This window comes from Pseudoclavibacter sp. JSM 162008, assembly GCF_041366455.1.
Lineage (GTDB): Bacteria > Actinomycetota > Actinomycetes > Actinomycetales > Microbacteriaceae > Pseudoclavibacter.
In genome coordinates, this window is the sequence record NZ_JBEWYX010000007.1 from 1 (window position 1) to 19,636 (window position 19,636).

19 protein-coding genes are annotated in these 19,636 nt (G+C 67.1%); 13 read left to right on the top strand and 6 right to left on the bottom strand.

Going from position 1 to position 19,636, the window contains the following annotated elements; genetic code table 11:
* Window positions 1-251 precede the first annotated feature (251 nt).
* The 7 genes from ABVF28_RS07435 (at window position 252) to ABVF28_RS07465 (ending at window position 10,575) form a co-directional block, all read left to right on the top strand.
* Window positions 252-1,466, top strand: coding sequence for a DUF6361 family protein (locus tag ABVF28_RS07435; RefSeq protein ID WP_371030025.1), 1,215 nt, complete (start codon window positions 252-254; stop codon window positions 1,464-1,466).
* Window positions 1,459-3,327: a phospholipase D family protein gene (locus tag ABVF28_RS07440; RefSeq protein ID WP_371030026.1), complete on the top strand. Its 1,869-nt coding sequence runs from the start codon at window positions 1,459-1,461 to the stop codon at window positions 3,325-3,327. The genes ABVF28_RS07435 and ABVF28_RS07440 overlap by 8 nt, the downstream gene beginning before the upstream one ends.
* On the top strand, window positions 3,324-6,722 hold the full coding sequence (locus tag ABVF28_RS07445; protein ID WP_371030027.1) for a helicase-related protein: 3,399 nt from the start codon (window positions 3,324-3,326) through the stop codon (window positions 6,720-6,722). Before ABVF28_RS07440 ends, ABVF28_RS07445 begins: the two co-directional genes overlap by 4 nt.
* A 272-nt stretch (window positions 6,723-6,994) precedes the next feature.
* On the top strand, window positions 6,995-7,807 hold the full coding sequence (locus tag ABVF28_RS07450) for a hypothetical protein (RefSeq protein ID WP_371030028.1): 813 nt from the start codon (window positions 6,995-6,997) through the stop codon (window positions 7,805-7,807).
* A gap of 160 nt (window positions 7,808-7,967) precedes the next feature.
* Window positions 7,968-8,642, top strand: coding sequence for a DUF433 domain-containing protein (locus ABVF28_RS07455; RefSeq protein ID WP_371030029.1), 675 nt, complete (start codon window positions 7,968-7,970; stop codon window positions 8,640-8,642).
* Window position 8,643: 1 nt separating this feature from the next.
* Window positions 8,644-9,051, top strand: a complete 408-nt coding sequence (locus ABVF28_RS07460) for a hypothetical protein (RefSeq protein ID WP_371030030.1) — start codon at window positions 8,644-8,646, stop codon at window positions 9,049-9,051.
* Between the two features lie 108 nt (window positions 9,052-9,159).
* The gene (locus ABVF28_RS07465) at window positions 9,160-10,575 is read left to right on the top strand and encodes an APC family permease (RefSeq protein WP_371030031.1); all 1,416 of its coding nucleotides are present in this window, start codon (window positions 9,160-9,162) and stop codon (window positions 10,573-10,575) included.
* A gap of 172 nt (window positions 10,576-10,747) precedes the next feature.
* Here the strand turns inward: ABVF28_RS07465 and ABVF28_RS07470 are convergent, their stop codons facing one another.
* The gene (locus ABVF28_RS07470) at window positions 10,748-11,818 is read right to left on the bottom strand and encodes a GIY-YIG nuclease family protein (RefSeq protein ID WP_371030032.1); all 1,071 of its coding nucleotides are present in this window, start codon (window positions 11,816-11,818) and stop codon (window positions 10,748-10,750) included.
* Window positions 11,769-12,347 (bottom strand): hypothetical protein, encoded by a 579-nt coding sequence (locus ABVF28_RS07475; RefSeq protein ID WP_371030033.1) that lies wholly within the window; start codon window positions 12,345-12,347, stop codon window positions 11,769-11,771. The genes ABVF28_RS07470 and ABVF28_RS07475 overlap by 50 nt, the downstream gene beginning before the upstream one ends.
* A 212-nt stretch (window positions 12,348-12,559) precedes the next feature.
* On the opposite strand from ABVF28_RS07475, the gene ABVF28_RS07480 reads away from it, so the two are divergent.
* The 5 genes from ABVF28_RS07480 to ABVF28_RS07500 all read left to right on the top strand — a co-directional run bounded on the left by ABVF28_RS07480 (window position 12,560) and on the right by ABVF28_RS07500 (window position 16,837).
* Entirely contained in the window at window positions 12,560-13,513 is a 954-nt protein-coding gene (locus ABVF28_RS07480; RefSeq protein ID WP_371030034.1) for an ADP-ribosylglycohydrolase family protein, read from the top strand.
* 138 nt (window positions 13,514-13,651) lie between these two features.
* Window positions 13,652-14,236 (top strand): hypothetical protein, encoded by a 585-nt coding sequence (locus ABVF28_RS07485; protein ID WP_371030035.1) that lies wholly within the window; start codon window positions 13,652-13,654, stop codon window positions 14,234-14,236.
* 102 nt (window positions 14,237-14,338) lie between these two features.
* A complete protein-coding gene (locus ABVF28_RS07490) occupies window positions 14,339-15,388 on the top strand; it encodes a PLP-dependent cysteine synthase family protein (protein WP_371030147.1) in 1,050 nt (349 codons plus the stop codon).
* 73 nt (window positions 15,389-15,461) lie between these two features.
* Window positions 15,462-16,055 (top strand): TetR/AcrR family transcriptional regulator, encoded by a 594-nt coding sequence (locus tag ABVF28_RS07495; protein ID WP_371030036.1) that lies wholly within the window; start codon window positions 15,462-15,464, stop codon window positions 16,053-16,055.
* Entirely contained in the window at window positions 16,052-16,837 is a 786-nt protein-coding gene (locus ABVF28_RS07500; RefSeq protein ID WP_371030037.1) for an SDR family oxidoreductase, read from the top strand. Before ABVF28_RS07495 ends, ABVF28_RS07500 begins: the two co-directional genes overlap by 4 nt.
* 64 nt (window positions 16,838-16,901) lie before the next feature.
* On the opposite strand, the gene ABVF28_RS07505 is transcribed toward ABVF28_RS07500, so the two are convergent.
* Complete coding sequence (locus tag ABVF28_RS07505; protein ID WP_371030038.1) at window positions 16,902-17,258, bottom strand: zinc ribbon domain-containing protein YjdM; 357 nt, start codon at window positions 17,256-17,258, stop codon at window positions 16,902-16,904.
* A 135-nt stretch (window positions 17,259-17,393) separates the two neighbouring features.
* Between ABVF28_RS07505 and ABVF28_RS07510 the strand changes: the two genes are divergently transcribed.
* On the top strand, window positions 17,394-17,774 hold the full coding sequence (locus ABVF28_RS07510; protein WP_371030039.1) for an SdpI family protein: 381 nt from the start codon (window positions 17,394-17,396) through the stop codon (window positions 17,772-17,774).
* 54 nt (window positions 17,775-17,828) lie between these two features.
* On the opposite strand, the gene ABVF28_RS07515 is transcribed toward ABVF28_RS07510, so the two are convergent.
* The 3 genes from ABVF28_RS07515 to ABVF28_RS07525 all read right to left on the bottom strand — a co-directional run bounded on the left by ABVF28_RS07515 (window position 17,829) and on the right by ABVF28_RS07525 (window position 19,585).
* Window positions 17,829-18,131, bottom strand: a complete 303-nt coding sequence (locus tag ABVF28_RS07515; RefSeq protein WP_371030040.1) for a cupin — start codon at window positions 18,129-18,131, stop codon at window positions 17,829-17,831.
* A 43-nt stretch (window positions 18,132-18,174) separates the two neighbouring features.
* Window positions 18,175-18,375: a hypothetical protein gene (locus tag ABVF28_RS07520; protein ID WP_371030041.1), complete on the bottom strand. Its 201-nt coding sequence runs from the start codon at window positions 18,373-18,375 to the stop codon at window positions 18,175-18,177.
* 148 nt (window positions 18,376-18,523) lie between these two features.
* Window positions 18,524-19,585: a M17 family metallopeptidase gene (locus ABVF28_RS07525; protein WP_371030148.1), complete on the bottom strand. Its 1,062-nt coding sequence runs from the start codon at window positions 19,583-19,585 to the stop codon at window positions 18,524-18,526.
* Window positions 19,586-19,636: the final 51 nt, after the last annotated feature.

Here is a 19,636-nt window from a genome sequence, read left to right on the forward strand (position 1 = left end):
GTGTTCCACTGGGCGAACCGCTACAACACACGCCGACGCCACTCCGCGATCGGCCAAATCACCCCGAACAGCTACGAGACCGCCTACACGGCGACCACATCCGCTACCCTCGCGGAAGCGGCATAACCGAACCGACACCGTGTCCACGATCGAGGGTCAAGGCCCGTCTTTCGATGAGTCACGACTCGGCAGACATATCTACTCTGCATCAAGGACGGACGAGTCGGGTGCGGACACAGGAGAATGTGCCCATGCCCTCCCTCATCGCCTGGCTCGACGCTTCCTCCGAAGAGCAGCGTCGCATGCGCGACATCATCGGTCTTTTCACCGACCGCGAAAGCCGAGACGAGCTCGGGCTCAGCGCGATCCGCGACCCGCTCGGCGACATGCTCTTCCCCGGCACCTCCGTGCTCCACACACGCGCCCGCTACATGCTGCTCGTGCCCTGGGCCTACGCACGCGCATCCACCCACGCCACCCCTGCAGCCGAGGCCGACAACCTCGAGCGCACGCTCATCGGCGCGATCAGGAAGACCGACGACAACAGCGGTCTCATCGGCATGACCGCCGGCGCGGCAGTGCGCACCCTTCCATCGTCGATGTACTGGGGCCTCCTCGGCCGCCTCCAGATCCGTACCGACCCCAGTGCCTCCCGGGCAGACGCGCTCGCTGAGCACCTTGCCGCTAACGGCGGGGGAGACCTCGACGAAGCAGGAACGCAGCACAGCGCCTGGCACACCAGCATCCCCAAACCACCGTCAGGCTTCCCGAAAGAGCTGCCGGGCGGGTTCGCCCTCCGCCGCGGCGAAGCCGAATGGCTTCGCGAACGGATCCTCACCACCACGCCAGGGACACTCCTCGCGCACCTCACGCAAGACGGCCCCGGCGAAGACAGTCGAGCACCCTGGGAGGATTCCGCCGTGCTCCGGGCCACCGGCGACGCGCGCGCGGTCCTCGACCACGCACGAGCTTTCTCGGCCGTCGTCCACGGCGCCCAACTGCTCTACAACCTCCTGCTCGCCGAGGCCTACGAAGCCGCCGGTTACGACGCCGTCGCCAACCCGGTCGACGACTACCGGCAGCGCCTCACCGCCTGGGCCTCGACGCTCCCCGAACACGTCGACCTCAAAACCTGGAACGTCGATGAGCTCATCCACCGAGTCGAACTGCAGCGTGGTCAGATTGTGCCCGCTCGCACGCGCCGCTTCGTCACCGCCTGGACCGCGCTGCTGCGACACGGGACACTCGACGAGCTCGCCGACAACGGCGAAGCGAGGGCACTCGTCATCAAATGCGAACGTGAGAGCAAAGGTGCCCAAGCCCGCATCGGCGACCCCAAGCGCCTCGTGAACTGGAGCGGCGGGTCCGGCGCGGGGGCACTCGCCTACCGGTGGAACAGCGTGCGACGGATGCTCGTCGACCTGCACGCAGGCCTCAACGCGCAGAGCGGAGCGAACGATGCTTGAACCCCAGACCCGGGCCGCCCTCACTGAGCAGCTCGCCCCACCACCCGGCTACGAGCTCGTGCACGCCGTCGGCACCACGTTCACCCTCGACCTCGCCACCGCACTCACTGTTCCTCTCTGCTTCGCCTCGCACCGGGTGAGCTCCGCCGACGACCAGCTCGGCATCCTGAACGCCATTCGCCGCGCCGCAGACCGCATCGACGTGTTCGCGCAAGCCGGCGAGATCTCCATGGGCACCACCAGCAAGCTCGTCGCCTTCCTCGAGCCGATGCTCCACCCCGTCACTGCCCGCCGCGGGATCTTCCACCCCAAGGTCTGGTACCTCGAATACGCGGCAGGCGAGCACCGCAGCTACCGGTTCCTCTGCGCTAGCCGCAACCTCACCGCCGACCGCAGCTGGGACACTCTCGTGCGCCTCGACGGCACCCCTGCCCCGGCCGGCCAAAAGCTGGATGCGCGGCGCAAGAACAAACCGCTCGTCACGCTGCTCAAAACACTTCCGAAGCTCGCCGTACACCCCGTCGCCGCCGACCGGATCGCCCGCATCGACGCGCTCGCCGACCGTTGGGGCACCGTCCAGTGGGAACTGCCAACCGGCGTTCGAGACCTGGCGTTCCACGCGTTCGGAGTCGGCGCATCCACCCGCCCAGAGCTGTCAGGGCGCAGAGCACTCGTGGTTTCGCCGTTCGTCACCGACGACGGCCTCGCCGCACTCCGCGACAAGCTCTGGGGTGAGACGCACCTCGTCTCGCGCGTCGAGACCATCGACCGGCTCGCACCCGCGACGCTGCGCAGCTCGAAGCTGCAGACCCACGTGCTCGACGGCGCCGCCAACGACACGGCCGACATCGAGACCGGCGACGACGACACTGCCGACAACGCCGCAGGGCCCGCCGCCGCGGTAGTTCCCGCCAAACCCGTGCGCGCGGCCGACCGCCTCGTCGGGCTCCACGCGAAGGTCGTCATCGTCGACCACAAACACACCTCGCGCGTCTTCCTCGGCTCCGCCAACGCCACCAGACCCGGTTGGGAGACGAACGTGGAAGTCATGGTCGAGCTCATCGGCAAGACCTCGGTACTCGGTGTCGACGCCACCCTCGCGGCCCTCGGCAATCTCATCGAGCCCTACCAGAGCGACGGCGGGGCATCGGAGCCCGAGGACGAAGCTGCCGAGGCTCGTCTCGAGGACCTCCTTCGCGGGCTCGCGGGCCTTCGCATCCACATCGAGATCGGCGGCGACGGACCGTACTCGCTGCGCGTCCAGCTCGGCGACGGCGACCGGGCTTCGTTCGAACGCCGCATCGCAAAAGCTGGAGCCACGCTGCACTGGCACCTCCTGCCGCGGCCCGACCTGCGGCGGGCCGCATCCACCCTCGCCAACCCGCAGGGAGAGACCCTGGACGAGGTGGCGCTCACCGACATCAGCCCCTTCGTGGTGCTCACCGCACGCGACGCCGACGGACGAGAACGCAGCACCATCGTGGTCGCAGAGCTCGCGGGCGACATCGCCGAGCGGCGCGACGCGATCGTCGCCAGCCAGCTCACCGACCGGGCGTCGTTCGTGCGGCTCCTCACCCTCCTGCTCGAACTCTCGGGCGTCGCGATGCCCGCCGTCGAGGGGACAGGGGCGACGGGCTTCTTCGGCACCGCAGTCGGAAGCGATGCGGTGGAGGGGGGCGGGCTCTTCGAAGCGCTCCTCCGCGCCGTCGCCGCCGGACACGACGGGCTCGCCGACGCGAAGCGCATCATCGACTACCTCGCCAAACACGGCGAAGACCAAGCCATGATGCCTCCAGGCTTCGACAGTCTCTGGAACCAGGTGTGGGCCGCGCACCTCGAACTCACGGGAGCCACAGCATGAGCGCGGTCGACGCCAACGCCGTGATGGACGGACTCAAGGGATTTCAGCGAGACGCCGTCGCCCACGTCATCGACCGTTTCTACGGTGCAGACAGCGCCGCCGCCTCAGGGCGCTTCCTTGTCGCAGACGAGACCGGCCTCGGAAAGAGCATCATCGCCCGAGGCGTCGTCGCACGCAGCGTCGAAGAACTCGAACGCAGGCGCATCCCACGCATCGACATCGTCTACGTGTGCAGCAACCAGGACCTCGCCAGACAGAACCTGAAGCGCCTCAACGTCACCGGCGAGACGCAGATCGAGATGACCACGCGGCTCACGCTGCTCGCGAAGCAGAGCAAGAAACTCGACGGCGGCGAAGCCGGCAACTCCAAGGTCAACCTCGTCTCGTTCACTCCCGGAACTTCCTTCAGCGGCGGCGGCTGGCGGCAGGGCAACGCCGACGAGCGCGCCATGCTCGCCGTCGTGCTCGACCACCTGACCGGAGCGGATGCAGCGCAGCGCAGGGCGACGCGGGTGATGTTCACCGGGACAGTCAAGAGCACGGATGCCTTCGCGCGGCGCGTCGACTGGCTCAAGCGCGAGCTGGATGGTCCACCAGATTCGGTCATCGCGGACGCCTTCCATGCCGACATTGAGCACTCGGGCGAGCTGGCCCGGTTTGAGCAGCTCCGCGACGAGATGAGCGGCCTTGAGCGCATCCCTTCGGAGATCTGGAACCGCGTGCAGAACTCCATCGCTAAGCTGCGCCACGCGCTCGGCAAGGCCGGCGTCGACACCCTGCAACCCGACCTCATCATCCTCGACGAGTTCCAGCGCTTCAAGCATCTACTGGACCCGGAGAGCGGCGAAGCGGGCGAACTCGCCGACGCCCTCTTCCAGCACCCCGCCGCGAAGGTGCTGCTGCTCTCGGCCACCCCGTACAAGCCCTTCACCAACGCCGAGGACGACGAGGACCACAGTGCCGACTTCCTCGCGACGATCCGTTTCCTCATGGGAGGGCAGGCGGGTGCGGATGCGCCAGTCGCGGGCGCCCTTGCCGCGTACCGTCACGCGCTCACGAGCGGGGCAGACGCCGCCGCCGCTGCCACCGACGTCAGCCTCGCGCTGCGCCCCGTGATGACCCGCTCGGAACGGCCCGCACTCGGCGAGCGCGAGGACCTCGTGCAGGTCAGGCACCTCGGCTCGCAGGACCCGACCGCCGCCGACGTTCTCGATTGGGTGACCCTGCAAAGGCTCGGCGGCGCGCTCCAGGCGCCCATCGATCTCGAGTACTGGAAGTCGATCCCGTACTTCTCGAACTTCATGGACGGCTACAAGCCAGCCGCCCGGCTCACCGCCGCGCGGGATGCGGCTCTGGCAGCCGCTCATACCAACACGTCGGCTTGGGCCGACGCCCAGGATTCCCAGGACACACAGGCGAACCAGCAGTGGAGGCTGAGCAGGGGTGCCGTGTTCAGGAGCGGCGCATCCACTCGCAGCTCGACGAGCATCGACCCCACCGCCATCGCAGCTGCCCTCGGCGCGACCCGCTCTCTTGACCCGGACGCGTTGCGTCGCTTCGACCCGGTCGACCTCGGCAACAGCCATCTGCGGGCCCTCGCCGACGACACCGTCGGTCAAGGCTGGTGGCAGCTGCTGTGGGTGCCCCCGACCATGCCCTACGTGACCCCCGGCGTGGTCTACGAGCCCTTCGCCGACGGCTCGGTGACGAAGCAGGTCATCTTCTCGGCCTGGTCCGCCGTGCCGGGCGCTGTCGCCGGACTCCTCAGCTACGAAGCCGAGCGACGCATGGCCGGCGAACGCACGCTGTTCCGCGAGAACTCCACCGACGGGCGCAAAGCCGTCGCCGCGCGACGGCTCGCCTACAACCTCAGCGAAGGCGAGCGCCCCGCAGCGATGTCCACACTCGCGCTGTTCTGGCCCCATCCCGCCCTCGCCAGCATCGGCGACCCGCTCGCCGGCGCACGCTCCGCGGGATCCGAGGTTGCTGGCTACGCCGGGACGCTGCTCGGCCCAGACGAGCTGCTCGAACGAGTCGAACGCAGACTGTCCGGGAGGAGCTCCGCGACCGGGGCGAACGCCTACTTCGCCTACCCCGGAGCCGTGCCCAAAGAGCTCGCCTCAGCGTCGGCGTCCGACCTCATCCGCGAGCTGCACGACCCAGGTGACGAAGGCGAGGGCCACGGAGAACTCCGCGGGGCTGAACGTGGCTCCAAGGGGCTCACACTGCACGTCGCGGAAGCCTTTGACCTTGCGCGAACGGCTGGCCCTGCGACCTACGGGCACGAGACGAGCGACGAGGTGATTAGTCGCGCCTACGGGGCCGAGGCGGACCAGAGCGCTGGCGGAACTGACCTCGCCCGCCTTGCCGCCTTCGCACCCGGCAACGCTGCCCTCGGAGCGATCCGGTCGGTCGCCGGGCCCCTCGTCACCGAGGGCGGCGCGTGGCGGGCGGCATTCGCGCTCGCGGAGGGAATCCGCTCACTCTTCAATCGACCAGAGAGCATCGCGTTGCTCGAGACCCTGTACGGCAGGAACGGGGAGGGCTCCCGCGACCCAGACGAAACACGGTGGCGCCGCGTGCTCGACTACTGCGCCGACGGCAACCTGCGCGCCGTGCTCGACGAGTACCTCTTCCAGCTTCACAGCGAGAACGGTGGAGCAGAGGTTGGGGACGATGAGTTGCTCGCTCTGGCCAGGCGCGCGGTCGAGGCCATGACGCTGCGCCCCGCCCGGTACGTGGCCCACGACACCACCCTCGATCGAGGTGACATCCCGTTGACGGCGCGCTTCGCACTGCGCTACGGCGGCAAGCAGAACACGGACGCGGATGCGAAGACCGGTGCCCGCCAGGGCGAAGTGCGAGGAGCCTTCAACAGCCCCTTCGCGCCGTTTATCCTCGCCTCAACGAGTGTCGGACAGGAGGGCATCGACTTCCATTGGTGGAGCCACTCGGTTGTGCACTGGAACCTGCCGTCGAACCCCGTCGACTTCGAGCAGCGTGAAGGACGCGTGAACCGATTCGCTGGCCACGCCGTGCGCAAGAACGTCGCGGCCGCGCACTGGGCTGACGCCCTCGCATCGACGGATGCGCGCGCCTGGCGGGCCGCGTTCGACGCGGCCGAGGGGGTCGATAACGGTTTGGGGGAGTTCTCGCCGTGGTGGATGTACCCGGGAGACGCACGCATCCACCGTGTGATCGCTCAGTACCGGCTTAGCCGCGACGCGGTGAAGTACGAGCGGTTGCGGAAAGCGCTGACGATGTACCGGCTCACCCTCGGCCAGCCGCGGCAAGAGGACATGATCGAGCTGCTCGCGAAGCGCGGGGCGGACGCGGGAGACATGCCGACGATTGATTTGCGGCCACCGGTGCGCACGGAGCCCACGTCGGAATAAGAACTCGCAGCGGAGCGGGTTGTGCTTGCTGACAGGCCGCGTCCGTCAGGAGCGTCATTCTGGAGCTCACTGCCCCGGTTCAGCAAGATGGTGCTCGATTTGAGTGCTTCGTGGATTATCTGAAGCGAAAGCTGGACATTGTTTCCCCGGCGTATCGTCCGCTGAGATTGGATGTCCTCGGATTGTCGGTGTAATCCTTGGAGGATCCGCCCATCCCCCGGGTATTGAGGTAACTGTCGCCGAGTTGGATGCAATTCCACTACACTCGAATCGTGGACATCTCCCTCGATATTGGCTCTTTCGTTCTCGGTCTCGTTACGGCTATCGTCATCCCCTTCGCCATATGGTTGATGAGGCAGGGGGAGCGCGAGAAGTTGCAGAAGCGGCAGGAGTACGAAGAACTCCAAGAGGCGTTCGAAATTCATGCCGCGCTCACTGACCCAGTGGTGCTTGAGGCGCTTTCCAAGAGCGCTGAAGACGAGCAGGCTAGACGTTTCCTCACTGCACTCCACGCACGTTCGAGCTATCGCTTCGATGCATTCTCCAAAGAATTCGAGATTCCCGAAAAGGTTGAAGCTATTATTCGCGAGGAACTCGAGAGCATCAATGAAGCCTTGCCGGCTGAGACGAGTACCGCTCAGCAGGTTTTCGACGAGAAGGCCCAGCGGACTCAAAACCATCAGAAGGATGCGACAGTGCAGTCCCGGGTTCTTGAGTTTGCGCACCACTTATCAGAAAAACCCGTGGCGCGCGGTGATTCTTCGCGCGTGGCGCCTCAGTATCGCGATCTGTTCCAAGCGGTTCGCGTCACTGGCCCTGGACAAGCGACGGAGATAACGCTTCCTGATGGGGAGAATGGGATCTGGTTCGCGGGTAACGGCAAGGGTGATCTGCCTGCCATCGTGGCTCACATGGGACGCAAGGGTTGCGAACTCAACTCGTCGAAGGCTGGCGCATTCAAGAGGCGACTGGAAGCTCACAACACGAGCGGTGACGCGCTGGCGACAGCGCTAGTCAGCGAGTTGCGTGACTTGGCCACGCGCAAGAGTGCTTGCTCGTGTGGTGTTCCGCTCGTTTTCAGCTAGAGCAAGACCTCGCGCTATGCAGGGCCGAGGCGACCGCGGGAGGGTTATCCGGAGCGACGAGGTTCGGGTTGTCGGAACGAAAGCCTCACCGGCATCAGGGATCTGTAGCTCCGAGGCTCGCTTCCGATCGCCTTCTCAGGCTGTCGAGTACTCTGTTTGCATGCAAACGCGTCTTGCCGATCCCGCCTACACCCTGCCGCTCTATGGCAAGAGCGAAGCGGCACAGATCGTTCAGGCGCCGTCCTCGTCGTTCGCTCGCTGGGCCAACGGGCAACAGTTCGCACAGCGCGACGGTCAAGCAGGTTGGACGCCTCCACTCCTCACGGGAGTGACCGAGGGGCGAGGCCTCACCGTTCCCTTCGATGCCCTTGCCGAGGCGTTCATCGTCGAGTCGTTTCGCAAAGCAGGACTTCATATGACGCGCATCCGTCCCGCAGTGGAGGTGCTCCGCAAGGAGATGGGCTTACGGCAGGCGCTGCTCAGCGACAAGCTCAGGACTGACGGGGCCGAGATTCTCTACGAAAAGGGAGAAGACCAGCTCATCGTTGTTCGGAATGGGCAGGGTGTCTTCAATGAAGTTGTCGCGGAGTTCCTGGAGAGCATCGACTACGGTGATGGCTTCGCGCAGCGTATTCGCCTCCCGTTCTTCGAGCCCATCGACGTGATGGTCGACCCACGTCTGAACGGGGGGCAGCCCACGATCGCCAGAATCGGGGTCAGCATTCACGACGTCGTTGGCCGCGTAAAGGCTGGTGAGTCCAAACGCGATGTTGCCGAGGACTACGGGCTGACAGCTCCTGAAATCCGCTCGTTAATCACGCGAGCAGCAGCCTGACATGTCGGGGCCTCGGTTTCTCCTGGATCGCTCTCTCGGGCAGCGAACGGTGCGATCGAGGCTCGAGGGTGCCGGTTGGTGGGTGACGACGCTCGCCGCCGCATTTGGTGACGCTGAGGCCCAACGAATGCAGGACGAGACGTGGATCGCGGCCGGCACCGCGGCAGGGTTCATTCTCCTCACGAAGGATCACCGGGTAGCCACGAGACCGCTTGAAGCGCACGCCATCTACACTCACGACGCACGCGTCGTCTCGTTGGCGAGCGGCAGCCGAACCGGGGAGCAGATGGCGGAACTCTTCTTGCTGCACGAGCGGCGCATCCATGGGCTCGCCGACGCTCGCGGGCCGTTTGTATACTCCCTGTCTCCCAGTGCGATGAAGCGGAAAACGCTGAATCTGCTGTACTAGGGACCGCCCAGGATGCGTGCTGGCCAGCCCGTTGCCGCACTACAGTTCTCAGGTACCCGCGCGAGCCCACCCCCTATCTTCGGCTCGCCCGAGAAGAGGACCCCACCTTTGACGCAGACACTTACCCGCAAGCTCGGCGTGCCCGGAATCGTGTTCATGGTGATCGCGGCCGCCGCGCCCATCACCGTGGTCGCCGCGAACTTCCCGATCATCTTCGGCGTGTCCGGCTCCGTCGGGGCGCCGCTCATGGTGCTCGTCGCCACCGCGATCCTGCTGCTCTTCTCCGTCGGCTACGCGTGGATGACTCCGCACGTGCCCGACGCGGGCGCCTTCTACTCGTACGTTGACCGCGGTCTCGGCCGTCGCCTGGGGTTGGGTACCGCATCCATCGCCCTCCTCTCGTACGTGCTGCTCACTGTCTCGATGACCTGCTACCTCGGCGTGCAGGCCGGCAACCTCGTCGAGCTGTGGACCGGGATGCAGGTGCCCTGGTGGCTCATCTCCGCCCTCATGATCGCGATCGTCGGGTTCCTGGGCTACCGCAACATCGACCTCTCCGCGAAGGTGCTCGGCGTCGTGCTCGTGCTCGAGGTCGTCGCGGTCATCGTCATCGACGTGGGCGTCCTCGCGTCCGGGCGCGAGCTCACGACGCTGCCGTTCAGCGTCAGCGAGGCGGTCTCCGGAACGCCCGGCCTCGGCCTGCTGTTCGCGTTCCTCGGTTTCTTCGGCTTCGAAGCAACCGCAGTGTTCCGCAACGAGGCCCGCGACCCGGAGCGCACCGTTCCCCGCGCCACGTACATCGCCGTCATCGCGGTCGGCGCCCTCTACTTCGTGTCGTCCTGGCTCGTCATCGCTGGCCTCGGTGCCGACGACGCGGTCGCCCTCTCCAACGAGGACCCGGCCGGCGTTGTCGTCGGACTCGCCGGCGAGGTGGTCGCACCGATCATGGCCGACATCGTGCAGGTCCTCGTCGTGACGAGCATGTTCGCGTGCATGCTCGCGTTCCACAACATCGTCACCCGCTACCTATTCACGCTGGGGGAGCGCGACGTGCTGCCCCGCACCCTCGCCGCCGTGCACCCGAAGCACTCGGCACCGTCACGCGCATCCCTGTGGGTCACCATCATCACCGCAGTCGTGGTCGTCGTCTCCGCGCTCGCGCAGCTCGACCCCGTGCTGCAGATCTACACCTGGTACTCCGGAGCCGGCGCCGTGGGCGTCATCGTCATGATGACCCTCGCGAGCTTCGCCGTCGTCGCCTTCCGCGCGCGATTGAAGCGGGATGCGGCCGAAGGGGTGGCCTCGTCGTGGGTCACGGTCGCGTCGCTGGCCGGCGGCATCGGGCTTGTCCTCGTGCTGATCATCGCGATCTGGAACTTCCCGTTCCTCGTCGGCGGAGTACTGGCCGCGATCATCTGGGGTGTTGTGCTTGCCGGGTTCTTCGCCGTCGGGACGCTGCTGCCTGCCCGCGCTGGCGTAGACGCAACACCGGCTTCCGCGCCTCAGACTGCCCCTCGCGCGTAACCGAAGCATTTCGCTTCCCCGCGCACTGTCTGACCGGAGGAGCCGCCGAGGCGCTGTGAGCTCCGGCGGCTCTGGCCGCACAGAACGGGCACTCGGTCCCGGACGATGTACCTCACCCGCAGCGAGCCGCCGCCCGGGCAAGTGATCCGGCCTGACCGTCAGGCCCGAGCGTTCACTGGAGGTGGCGCCACCCCGCCGCGTGATTGAGGAGCACCTGCGTCTCAACGTCAGAGTCGTCGTCTCGGTTCTCCACCAGCACCGTGTTCAGCAGCTCGTGCTTGAGCACCTGCTCTCCGAGAGGGATGCCCCAACGTTTCCCTTCCGGGTAGAACTCCCACTCCCCGTCGTAGTCGATGCGCCAGGCATATCGAACGACAGTCTGACCGCTTGGCGTCGGGATACCCAGGAGCAGTTCCCGCGGACGGTCTCCGGCCCCTTGCATCCACGAGGCGACCCTCCAACCCGCGATGGGCCAGTAGCGGCGAGCTCTGACGCTCGCCTCTGCGCCTTCCCAGGGATCGTCCGGGTCCCAGCCGCGCCGCTCGCGTTCGACATCGACTGACTCGAGCACCTTGATCCGGTCGGCGAGAGCATCGAAGTCTGCCGAGAGCAGAGTCGTGTCGGCCAGCCGATTCTCGAACAGAGCGAGCGGCTCGCGCGTCCCCTTCACGAGAAGCACCGGATGGCTGAACGGCTGGACGCTGACATTGCGTCGCCGCGGGCTTATCTCGACAGGTATGCGAGGGAACGAGGCACTTATCGGTTCTTGGCCTCTGCCGTCCTCGCCCTGCTCGACTTCCTGGATCAGCGTGCCAGGGATGCGGGTCACCTGCTGTCCATGCCCGGGCGTCGCGTTCGACAGTGAGCGGCCCTGTGTGCGAAGCAAGGCCTCAACGAGCGTCATCGCGAGTTGCTCCGCGTTATAGGCGTCTTTCTCCGTCTCGATACCCTCCGCGAAGATGAGCGCAGGAATCGATTCACCTCGTTCCAAGATGCGACGAATCGTCGCCTGCTTCGAACCGAGTCGCTCGGAGACGATGAGCGCATCCTGGACGTCCCTGGAATGCTGCTTCCAACGTCGTCCTTTTCCCTTACCCACATAGAACACTGCGTACACGTCGTCTTGGCCATAGCGAGCGACCTTCGGATCGATGAGGCCATAGACATAGAACGTTTCGTCGGTCGAGGAAGGCTCAGACATGGGCCCCTCCCGCCATCGCGGGTGTTGCATCCATGCTTCCATCGAGCTCGCGGAGCACACTGCCACTTCGCTCCCAGCGCACGCCGCTGGGATCGGTGAACGCTATGGAGTGCACGCGCCATTCGGGGCGCTTCGTGATCGGGTGAATGGCGCCCTTGATGTAGCTTCTCGGCTTCGCGAGGGACCAGGGGAATTTCTTGTTGCGGAGCATGACGAGATCCCCCGGCGGAACGATGCTCAACGTCGCGTCTTTGTTGGTGCCTGCAAGTGAGCTGCTTCGAACGACAACATCATGGACAGGAGCGTTCGAAGAGTTCTGGATCCTCACGCCGTCGCGCTCTTCGATGGGCGCACCACCAGACAGCTCGAGCTCGTGATCGGGGCAGGAAACCGTCCACGCAGAAATCAGCGTCGCTTGCTGTTGTCTGATGCGATTCGCGTTGGCGTGATCGCGAGCTCGTTCGATCGTGAACAATGCCGCGGAAGTCCTGCCAGCCCAAACTGCAGCGGCGAGAGCAGAGACTGCAGCGAACGCTGCTACCCACTCGGCGATGCTTCCCCAGAATTCCATCTGTCCCCCCGGACCTCCGCACGATTCGACGTTGAATCGACGAGGTGAACGTAGCGTCTTTTGCAAGCCAGCGTGACGCCGCTTGGGTGCATTCGCGTACTGGTCGACTTTTTCGGCCTCTTTGCTACGCCAGTACGCAGGATTGTCTCGGACTCGACCTCTGCTTCAACCCGCGCAGCGTGCTTGTCGGTGGCACGTCGCACACTAGAGGCATGACCCTCACGCCACCCCAGCTCGACCGCGCACGCGGCTCCGTCCTCGCATCTGCCGTCGGCGACGCCCTCGGCTCGCAGTACGAGTTCGGGCCGCCGCTCTCGGATGCGACGCCCGTGTCCTACGGCGTCGGCGTGTTCGGCCACGCGGTCGGCGAGTGGACCGATGACACCTCCATGGCGATACCGATCCTCCAGGCCCTGGCCGTGGGGGAGTCGCTGAACGACGCCCGCGTGCTTGCGCAGATCGTCGTCGCCTGGCGCGAGTGGGCTCGGGATGCGAAAGACGTCGGAGCGCAGACGCGCACCGTGCTGTCCGCCCTCGAAGGCGACGTCACCGAGGACAGAGCCCGCGGCACGGCGCGCGACGTCCACCTGCGCGCCGGCCGAAGCGGCGGCAACGGCGCCCTCATGCGCACCGGCCCCGTCGCCCTCGGCTACCTCGCCGACGGCCAAGAGCGCGACCTCGCCGACGCCGCCACCCGCATCGCACAGCTCACCCACTGGGAAGACGACAACGCCGACGCCTGCGTGCTCTGGTGCCTCAGCATCCGCCACGCCATCCTCACCGGCGAACTCGACGTCCTCGGCCAGCTCGACGCCATCCCCAACGAACGCCGCGACCGGTGGCGCGGCTTCACCGAGGAAGCGCTCGCGCCCGGTGCGCACCCGCGCGACTTCTCCGAACAGAACGGCTGGGTCGTTCGCGCCTTCCAAGGCGCACTCTCGGCGATCGCCGGTGCGACCTCCGCAGTGGATGCACTCGAGCGGGCCGTCCGCGGAGGCAACGACACTGACACCGTCGCCGCCATTGCAGGCTCACTCGCCGGCGCCGTCTACGGCGCGAACGCGCTGCCGCCCGCCCTCGTCGACCCCGTGTACGGCTGGCCGCGGCTGCACGCCGCCGACCTCATCGCGCTCTCCGACTCAGCCGTCCTGAAGCGGAGCACCTGACGTAGCGGCGACCCTGAACGCACGCGCACGGCGCGCGCCAGCCTGCTGCCGGACATGCGAGCCGACTCCTCGCCCGGGTTGCGCGAGCTGATGCGTCTCGAGCCGATCGGTCTCGCGGCCAGCCCGTAGCCTGTCGGTATGTTCTCCGCGCATCCCCGACTCCTGACGGCACTCGCGACCGCGCTGCTCGCCTCCACCGTGCTCAGCGGATGCGGGCCCGCCTACCCGGAGATCCCTCGCGACGCCGAGACCGGCGGGCAGACGCTCGTCGAGCTCGAGGACACCCTCGACTCCATCGAGGGGCTCACCTTCTCCGACGTCGGCGGGTCGGCCCCCAACGTCAAGGGCAACACCGGGTTCGGTGTGAATGTGACCCTGGAGGAGGGGTACCAGCTCGCCAACCCTGGCGCGCTCCTCGTCTTTCTCACCGAATCGGCGTGGTCGGTGCGCGACGGCTACATGCCGAACATCGCAGTCGAGATCCGCTACACAGGACCCGTGGACGACGGCATCGACATGACCGCCGTCGGCATCGAGACCGGGTGGGTGCCGAGCACCTCCTCGACTCCCGGGGTTGCCGACAACGGCTTCACCAGCGTGTCCGTTCCCGTCGCCGACTACGCCACCGAGAAGGGCGTGCCCGAGAACGCGGTGCGACTCGGGCCGTGGCCCGGCGACGTGCCCGAGGTCCCGACCGGGATGGTCGTCGAACGCCGAGACTGACCGGCGCGCCGACCTCACCGGCCGCGGCGAAGCATCCGGCCGCTCGCGTCGCATACTGGATCGGTGGCACACGCAACCGAGACCCCAGACCGACGCCAGTGGATGCGCGAGGCGATCCGCGTGCTCGAGGCCGACGCCAACCGCAGCGCCGACACGCACCTCCACGTCTTCCCGCTGCCGCCCGAGTGGGGCATCGACCTGTATCTGAAGGACGAGTCGGTGCACCCGACGGGGTCGCTCAAGCACCGCCTCGCGCGCTCCCTCATCCTCTACGCCATCGTGAACGGGCAGGTCGGCCCGAGCACGACGCTCGTCGAGGCGTCGAGCGGGTCGACCGCCGTGTCGGAGTCGTACTTCGCGCGGATGCTCGGGCTGCCGTTCGTCACCGTCGTGCCCCGCACCACGAGCCCCGAGAAGATCGAGCTCATCGAGTTCTACGGCGGCCGCTGCCACATGGTCGACGAGCCCCTCCACGTGTACTCCGAGGCGGAACGGCTCGCCGACGAGCTCGACGGGCACTACCTCGACCAGTTCACCAACGCCGAACGCGCCACCGACTGGCGCGGCAACAACAACATCGCGAAGAGCGTCTACTCGCAGATGACGCTGGAGCGCTTCCCGATCCCCAGCTGGATCGTGGTCAGCGCCGGCACCGGCGGCACCTCCGCCACCTTCGGCCGCTACGCCAGGTACTGCGGGCACGACACCCGTCTGGCCGTCGTCGACCCGGAAGGCTCGGCGTTCTACGAGGCCTGGAAGACCGGAAACCGCAGCCACGCGACCGGTCGGGGCTCGAAGATCGAGGGCATCGGCCGCCCACGCGTCGAACCGTCGTTCATCGAGACCGTCATCGACGACATGATCCAGGTGCCGGACGCCGCCTCCGTCGCCGCGATCCGCGTCCTCCGTGAGCGCACCCAGCATTGGGCGGGCGGATCCACCGGAACGAACCTCGTGGGCGCCTTCCAGATCATCGCGCGGATGCTCGCCGCCGGTGAGAAGGGCAGCGTCGTCACCCTCATCTGCGACGGGGGAGCCCGCTACGCGAACACCTACTACAACGACGCCTGGGTTGCGGCGCAGGGTTGGGACCTCGAACCCCACCTCGACCGGATGCATGCGTTCCTCGACACGGGCGAGTGGAACGACTGAGGACAACTCGAACCTGCACCACACGTCGTCCGCACTTTCTGGACAACCGTCCGAAACTTGTTAGGCTCGTCGTGTGCCAACGACCGCCACGCCTCGCTCGCCTGACCCTCGCCCCGCCCGGACGCAGGCCGCGATCGTCGCCGCCGTCGAGGAGCTGTCAGCTCGTGGCAAAGAGGTCACGGTGCCAGCGATCGTTGCCGAAGCCGGCGTCAGCCGCTCGACCTTCTACGCGCAGTTCCGCGACCTCGACGCGCTCGCCGTCCGCATCCTCACCGAGGTCTTCACGCAGATCGAGGAACTCGACCTGAGTTTGCGCGCGTCCGCGACCCCCATCGAGACGGCCCGGGCGACGACCTCGCAGCTCGTCGCCGAGTTCGCGAAGCGCCGCACGCTCTACGCCGGCGTGCTCGGCAGCCGGACGACCACGGAAGCGGCCCGGGCCGTCCGCGCGGCCTTCGCCGAGCAGGCCCTCGGCACCATGCGGCTCACGGTGCCCGCAGGCCTCGACCCGAAGGTCGCCGCCGAGTACGTCGCGGGCGGCAGCCTCGCCGTCATCACGGCCTGGCTGCTCAGCGACACACCAGAACCCACCGAACGCGTCCAGCAGCAGCTGCTCGCGCTCCTCCCCGCCTGGCTCATCAACGACGATAAGGACACCCCCTCATGACCCGCACCTACGTAGTCACCGGCTCGGCCTCCGGCATCGGGAAGGCCACCGCCGAGAAGCTCCGCGCCGACGGGCACACCGTCATCGGCGTCGACCTCAAGAACGCCGACATCAACGCCGACCTCACGACCGCCGAGGGCCGGGCCGAGCTCATCACCCGCGCCGAGGAGCTCAGCGGCGGCGTGGTCGACGGCGTGCTCGCCATCGCGGGCCTCGTCATCCCGGCCCCGGTCACCGTCGCTGTGAATCATTTCGGCGCCGTCGCCACGCTCGAGGGCCTCCGCCCGCTGCTCGCGAAGTCGGACGCGCCCCGCGCAGCCGTCGTCGCATCCCTCGCCGCGCTCGAGGAGGTCGACCAGCAGCTGCTCGACCTCATCGAGTCGGGCGACGAAGCTGGCGCGCTTGCCTACGCCGACTCGCTCGGTGCCACCGCCAACGCGACGGGCTCTTCGGTGCTCTACACAACCTCGAAGCTGTCGATCGCCCGCTGGGTTCGGAAGAACGCCCCCACCGCCGAGTGGGCGAAGGCCGGCATCGCGCTCAACGCCGTCGCGCCCGGCGTCATCCTCACCCCCATGACCGCGGCTGCACTCGAGACCGAGGAAGGCCTCGCGGCGATGGATGCGGGTGCCCCGGCACCATACGGCGGCCCGGCCGCCGACCCCATCCAGGTCTCGGACCTGCTCGCGTGGCTCACGAGCCAGGACAACGGCTACGTCACCGGGCAGGTCATCTTCATCGACGGGGGAGCGGAGAGCATCCGCCGGCCCGAGCTGGTGTAGCGAGCCCAGGCTCATCAACGAAGCTGGCCGGCAGCGAGAATCCCGCTGTCGGCCGGCTTCGTCGTCAGCCCACCTTCTTGACCACGCTCGACTTCAGCTGCATCTGCCCGAAGCCTGGCACCTTCGCGTCGATGTCGTGGTCGCCGACGCCGTCCGTGATCAGGCGGATGCCGTTGACCTTCGTGCCCACCTTGACCGTTCCGCCGCCTGCGCCCTTGACCTTGAGGTCCTTCGCGATCGTGACGGAGTCGCCGTCGGCCAGCACGTTCCCGACCGAGTCCCGAACCTCGACGTGTGCCTCGGCACCGTCGGCGTCACCGGACACCCACTCGTGGCCGCACATCGGGCACACCAGCAGTGCACCCATCTCGTAGGCGAGCTCGCTCGCGCACTCGGGACACGGGGGAAGCTGATCAGGCATCGAGGCTGACCTCCAGGGAATCTCGCCGAACAGGAACGTCGACAACGCTAGGGCACGAGGACCTGCCGCATAGAACGAGGAATACGCGCCCGCCGGCGGGAACGCGACGACGGCCTGCTCCGTACGATGGTGCAGATGGATACTCCCCTTGCCGCTCGAATAGTGCTGGCAATCGTCATGGCGGGCTCCGGGCTCCTCGTCATGTGGATGGCCCAGGCCGCCGCCTCGGGCCAGCTGAAGCGGAACGACATCGCAGGCATCCGCACGCCGAGCACGATGTCGAGCGACGTCGCCTGGCTCGCGGCGCACATGCGGTCGAAGCGCGCCACGATGACGGCCGGCGTCCTGGCGCTCGTGACCGGCCTGGTGGTGATGATCCCGATGCCCAACCCGGTCATGATCGGGGTTGTCTTGGCGGGATGCGCGGCCCTGCTCGGGTTCGTCCTCTACGGTGCCCGCATTGGCGTCCGAGCGGCGAAGGCGGTCGGGGAGAAGCCGAGGGGATCGGCCAAGTAGTCGCAGTCGCAGTCGTAGTCGCAGCCGACGGAAGGCGCCGCCGTGGCGCGTGACTCACGCCCCTGGTGCCGCTTTCGCCTCGACCTCCACGAACGTGAACTGCTCGTCGCGGTCGTTCACGATGTTGTGGTGCGCGCCGGCCTCGCGGCTGTAGCTGACGCCCGCCGTGCACTCCATCGCGAACGGGTCAGCAGTCTCGGTCTCGACGGTCAGGGTCCCGGTCGTCTGCGGCACGACGACGTACGGCATCGTGTGCGTGTGCCAACCGGTCTCGGCGCCGGGCGCGAAGTGCCACTCGGTCACGCGGAATCGGTCGTCGTCGACCTGGACGGTTGGGGTGGCGGCGGGGCGAGTCATGACACGACGCTAGCGGTCACAACGGCCTGACGTGCCCATCCGTCTAGTTCTGCTCCTCGGCAGGGTTCTCTTCCTCCTGCTGCGTCTCTTCGGTGCGGTCGCGGAGCTTGTCCGCCATCGCGGCCGCGCCGTCGCGCCCGTGCTCGCCCTCGACCTCTTCGATGATGTCGCGCAGGTTCTCGTCGCCCGTCGAGGAGTCGTTCGAGTCGCCGGACGCGGGGGATACGTTCTGTAGGGTCGTCATGGCGCGACCGTACGCGAACAGTCTGGCTGGCGCATCCGTACCTGCTCGAACGTGCACCGCGCACACAGCCGCCTGTCCCGGGTTCCAGATACGAGGAATCCACCGTTCATGAGCCCGCGAGGTCGCCCTGCCTCCGTATGCCTGGGGGTCAGCGGCGACCTGCGCCGCCCCGAGCAATGAACTCGGTGAGCAGGCGCACGCCGAACCCGGTGCCGCCGCTTGCCGAGAAGGCATCCACAGATGTCTTGAAGGCGGGTCCGGCCATATCGATATGTGCCCACGGAATGCCGCCGACGAACTGATGCAGGAGCAGCGCAGCCGTCGATACGCGGGCCTCGGCCTTGCCGGGGAAGTTTTTGTAGTCAGCGATGTCCGAACGAATCTGTTCATCGAGCTCCGGCTGCAGCGGCATCCGCCAGACGAGATCGCCCGAGCGTGAGCCGGCATCGGTCAGGGCTTCGGTGAGCCGTTCGTCTGACGCCACCAGGGCGGCGTATCGCGAACCCAGTGCGTGGTGCGCGGCATAGGTGAGGGTCGCGAGATCGATGATGGATGCTGGGTGGCTCTCAGCAGCCAACGCAAGTGCATCCGCCAGAATCACACGCCCCTCGAAGTCGGTGTTCAGGATCTCCAGCGTCGATCCATCGCGCAGGACGACGACGTCGCCCGGACGGACGGACTTCGGGCCAGGCATGTTCTCGACCAGCGCGATGACGGCGCGAAACGACCTGCCCGGTGCGAACTGCGTGAGCAGGGAGAACACCGCGACGAGAGCCGCGGCGCCTGCCATGTCCGACTTCATATCCATGAGCGCCTCGGCAGACTTCAAGGACAGCCCACCCGAGTCGTAGGTGACTCCCTTGCCGACAAACGTGCACTCGGCTGCGTCCTCGCCGAACGCCAACTCGAGCAGCACGGGAGAATTGTCCGCGCCCTTGCCAATCGCGGTAATCCCGCCGAAGCCCTGGGCTTCGAGCTCAGCCGCGTCGCGGCGTGCCACGCTCACGCCGAGTGGGAGCAGCAGCTCCGCGGTCCGGTCAGCGAACAGCGTCGGCGTCAAGGCCGAAGCGGGAAGGTTGACGAGATCACGTGCACGGGCGACGGCTCGTGCCAGAGCGAGCTCGAAGGGCGGCGCGTGCGTGGCGCCGCCGTCCGGCTGCCGGATGCTGACCCTGAGGGACGACGATCGCAGGTTCATCGAGTCCAGCATCCGGAACTCGTAGCCGCCCTCTGACGCCCCAGCGAGCGTGGCCGAGCGCTG

What these genes read in the sequence shown, in the direction of transcription:
- ABVF28_RS07435 (WP_371030025.1), top strand. Translation starts at nt 252, where the DNA reads ATGCCCTCCCTCATCGCCTGGCTCGACGCTTCCTCCGAAGAGCAGCGT.
- ABVF28_RS07440 (WP_371030026.1), top strand. Translation starts at nt 1,459, where the DNA reads ATGCTTGAACCCCAGACCCGGGCCGCCCTCACTGAGCAGCTCGCCCCA.
- ABVF28_RS07445 (WP_371030027.1), top strand. Translation starts at nt 3,324, where the DNA reads ATGAGCGCGGTCGACGCCAACGCCGTGATGGACGGACTCAAGGGATTT.
- ABVF28_RS07455 (WP_371030029.1), top strand. Translation starts at nt 7,968, where the DNA reads ATGCAAACGCGTCTTGCCGATCCCGCCTACACCCTGCCGCTCTATGGC.
- ABVF28_RS07460 (WP_371030030.1), top strand. Translation starts at nt 8,644, where the DNA reads ATGTCGGGGCCTCGGTTTCTCCTGGATCGCTCTCTCGGGCAGCGAACG.
- ABVF28_RS07470 (WP_371030032.1), bottom strand. Translation starts at nt 11,818, where the DNA reads ATGGAAGCATGGATGCAACACCCGCGATGGCGGGAGGGGCCCATGTCT.
- ABVF28_RS07475 (WP_371030033.1), bottom strand. Translation starts at nt 12,347, where the DNA reads ATGGAATTCTGGGGAAGCATCGCCGAGTGGGTAGCAGCGTTCGCTGCA.
- ABVF28_RS07480 (WP_371030034.1), top strand. Translation starts at nt 12,560, where the DNA reads ATGACCCTCACGCCACCCCAGCTCGACCGCGCACGCGGCTCCGTCCTC.
- ABVF28_RS07485 (WP_371030035.1), top strand. Translation starts at nt 13,652, where the DNA reads ATGTTCTCCGCGCATCCCCGACTCCTGACGGCACTCGCGACCGCGCTG.
- ABVF28_RS07490 (WP_371030147.1), top strand. Translation starts at nt 14,339, where the DNA reads ATGCGCGAGGCGATCCGCGTGCTCGAGGCCGACGCCAACCGCAGCGCC.
- ABVF28_RS07500 (WP_371030037.1), top strand. Translation starts at nt 16,052, where the DNA reads ATGACCCGCACCTACGTAGTCACCGGCTCGGCCTCCGGCATCGGGAAG.
- ABVF28_RS07505 (WP_371030038.1), bottom strand. Translation starts at nt 17,258, where the DNA reads ATGCCTGATCAGCTTCCCCCGTGTCCCGAGTGCGCGAGCGAGCTCGCC.
- ABVF28_RS07510 (WP_371030039.1), top strand. Translation starts at nt 17,394, where the DNA reads ATGGATACTCCCCTTGCCGCTCGAATAGTGCTGGCAATCGTCATGGCG.
- ABVF28_RS07515 (WP_371030040.1), bottom strand. Translation starts at nt 18,131, where the DNA reads ATGACTCGCCCCGCCGCCACCCCAACCGTCCAGGTCGACGACGACCGA.
- ABVF28_RS07520 (WP_371030041.1), bottom strand. Translation starts at nt 18,375, where the DNA reads ATGACGACCCTACAGAACGTATCCCCCGCGTCCGGCGACTCGAACGAC.
- ABVF28_RS07525 (WP_371030148.1), bottom strand. Translation starts at nt 19,585, where the DNA reads ATGCTGGACTCGATGAACCTGCGATCGTCGTCCCTCAGGGTCAGCATC.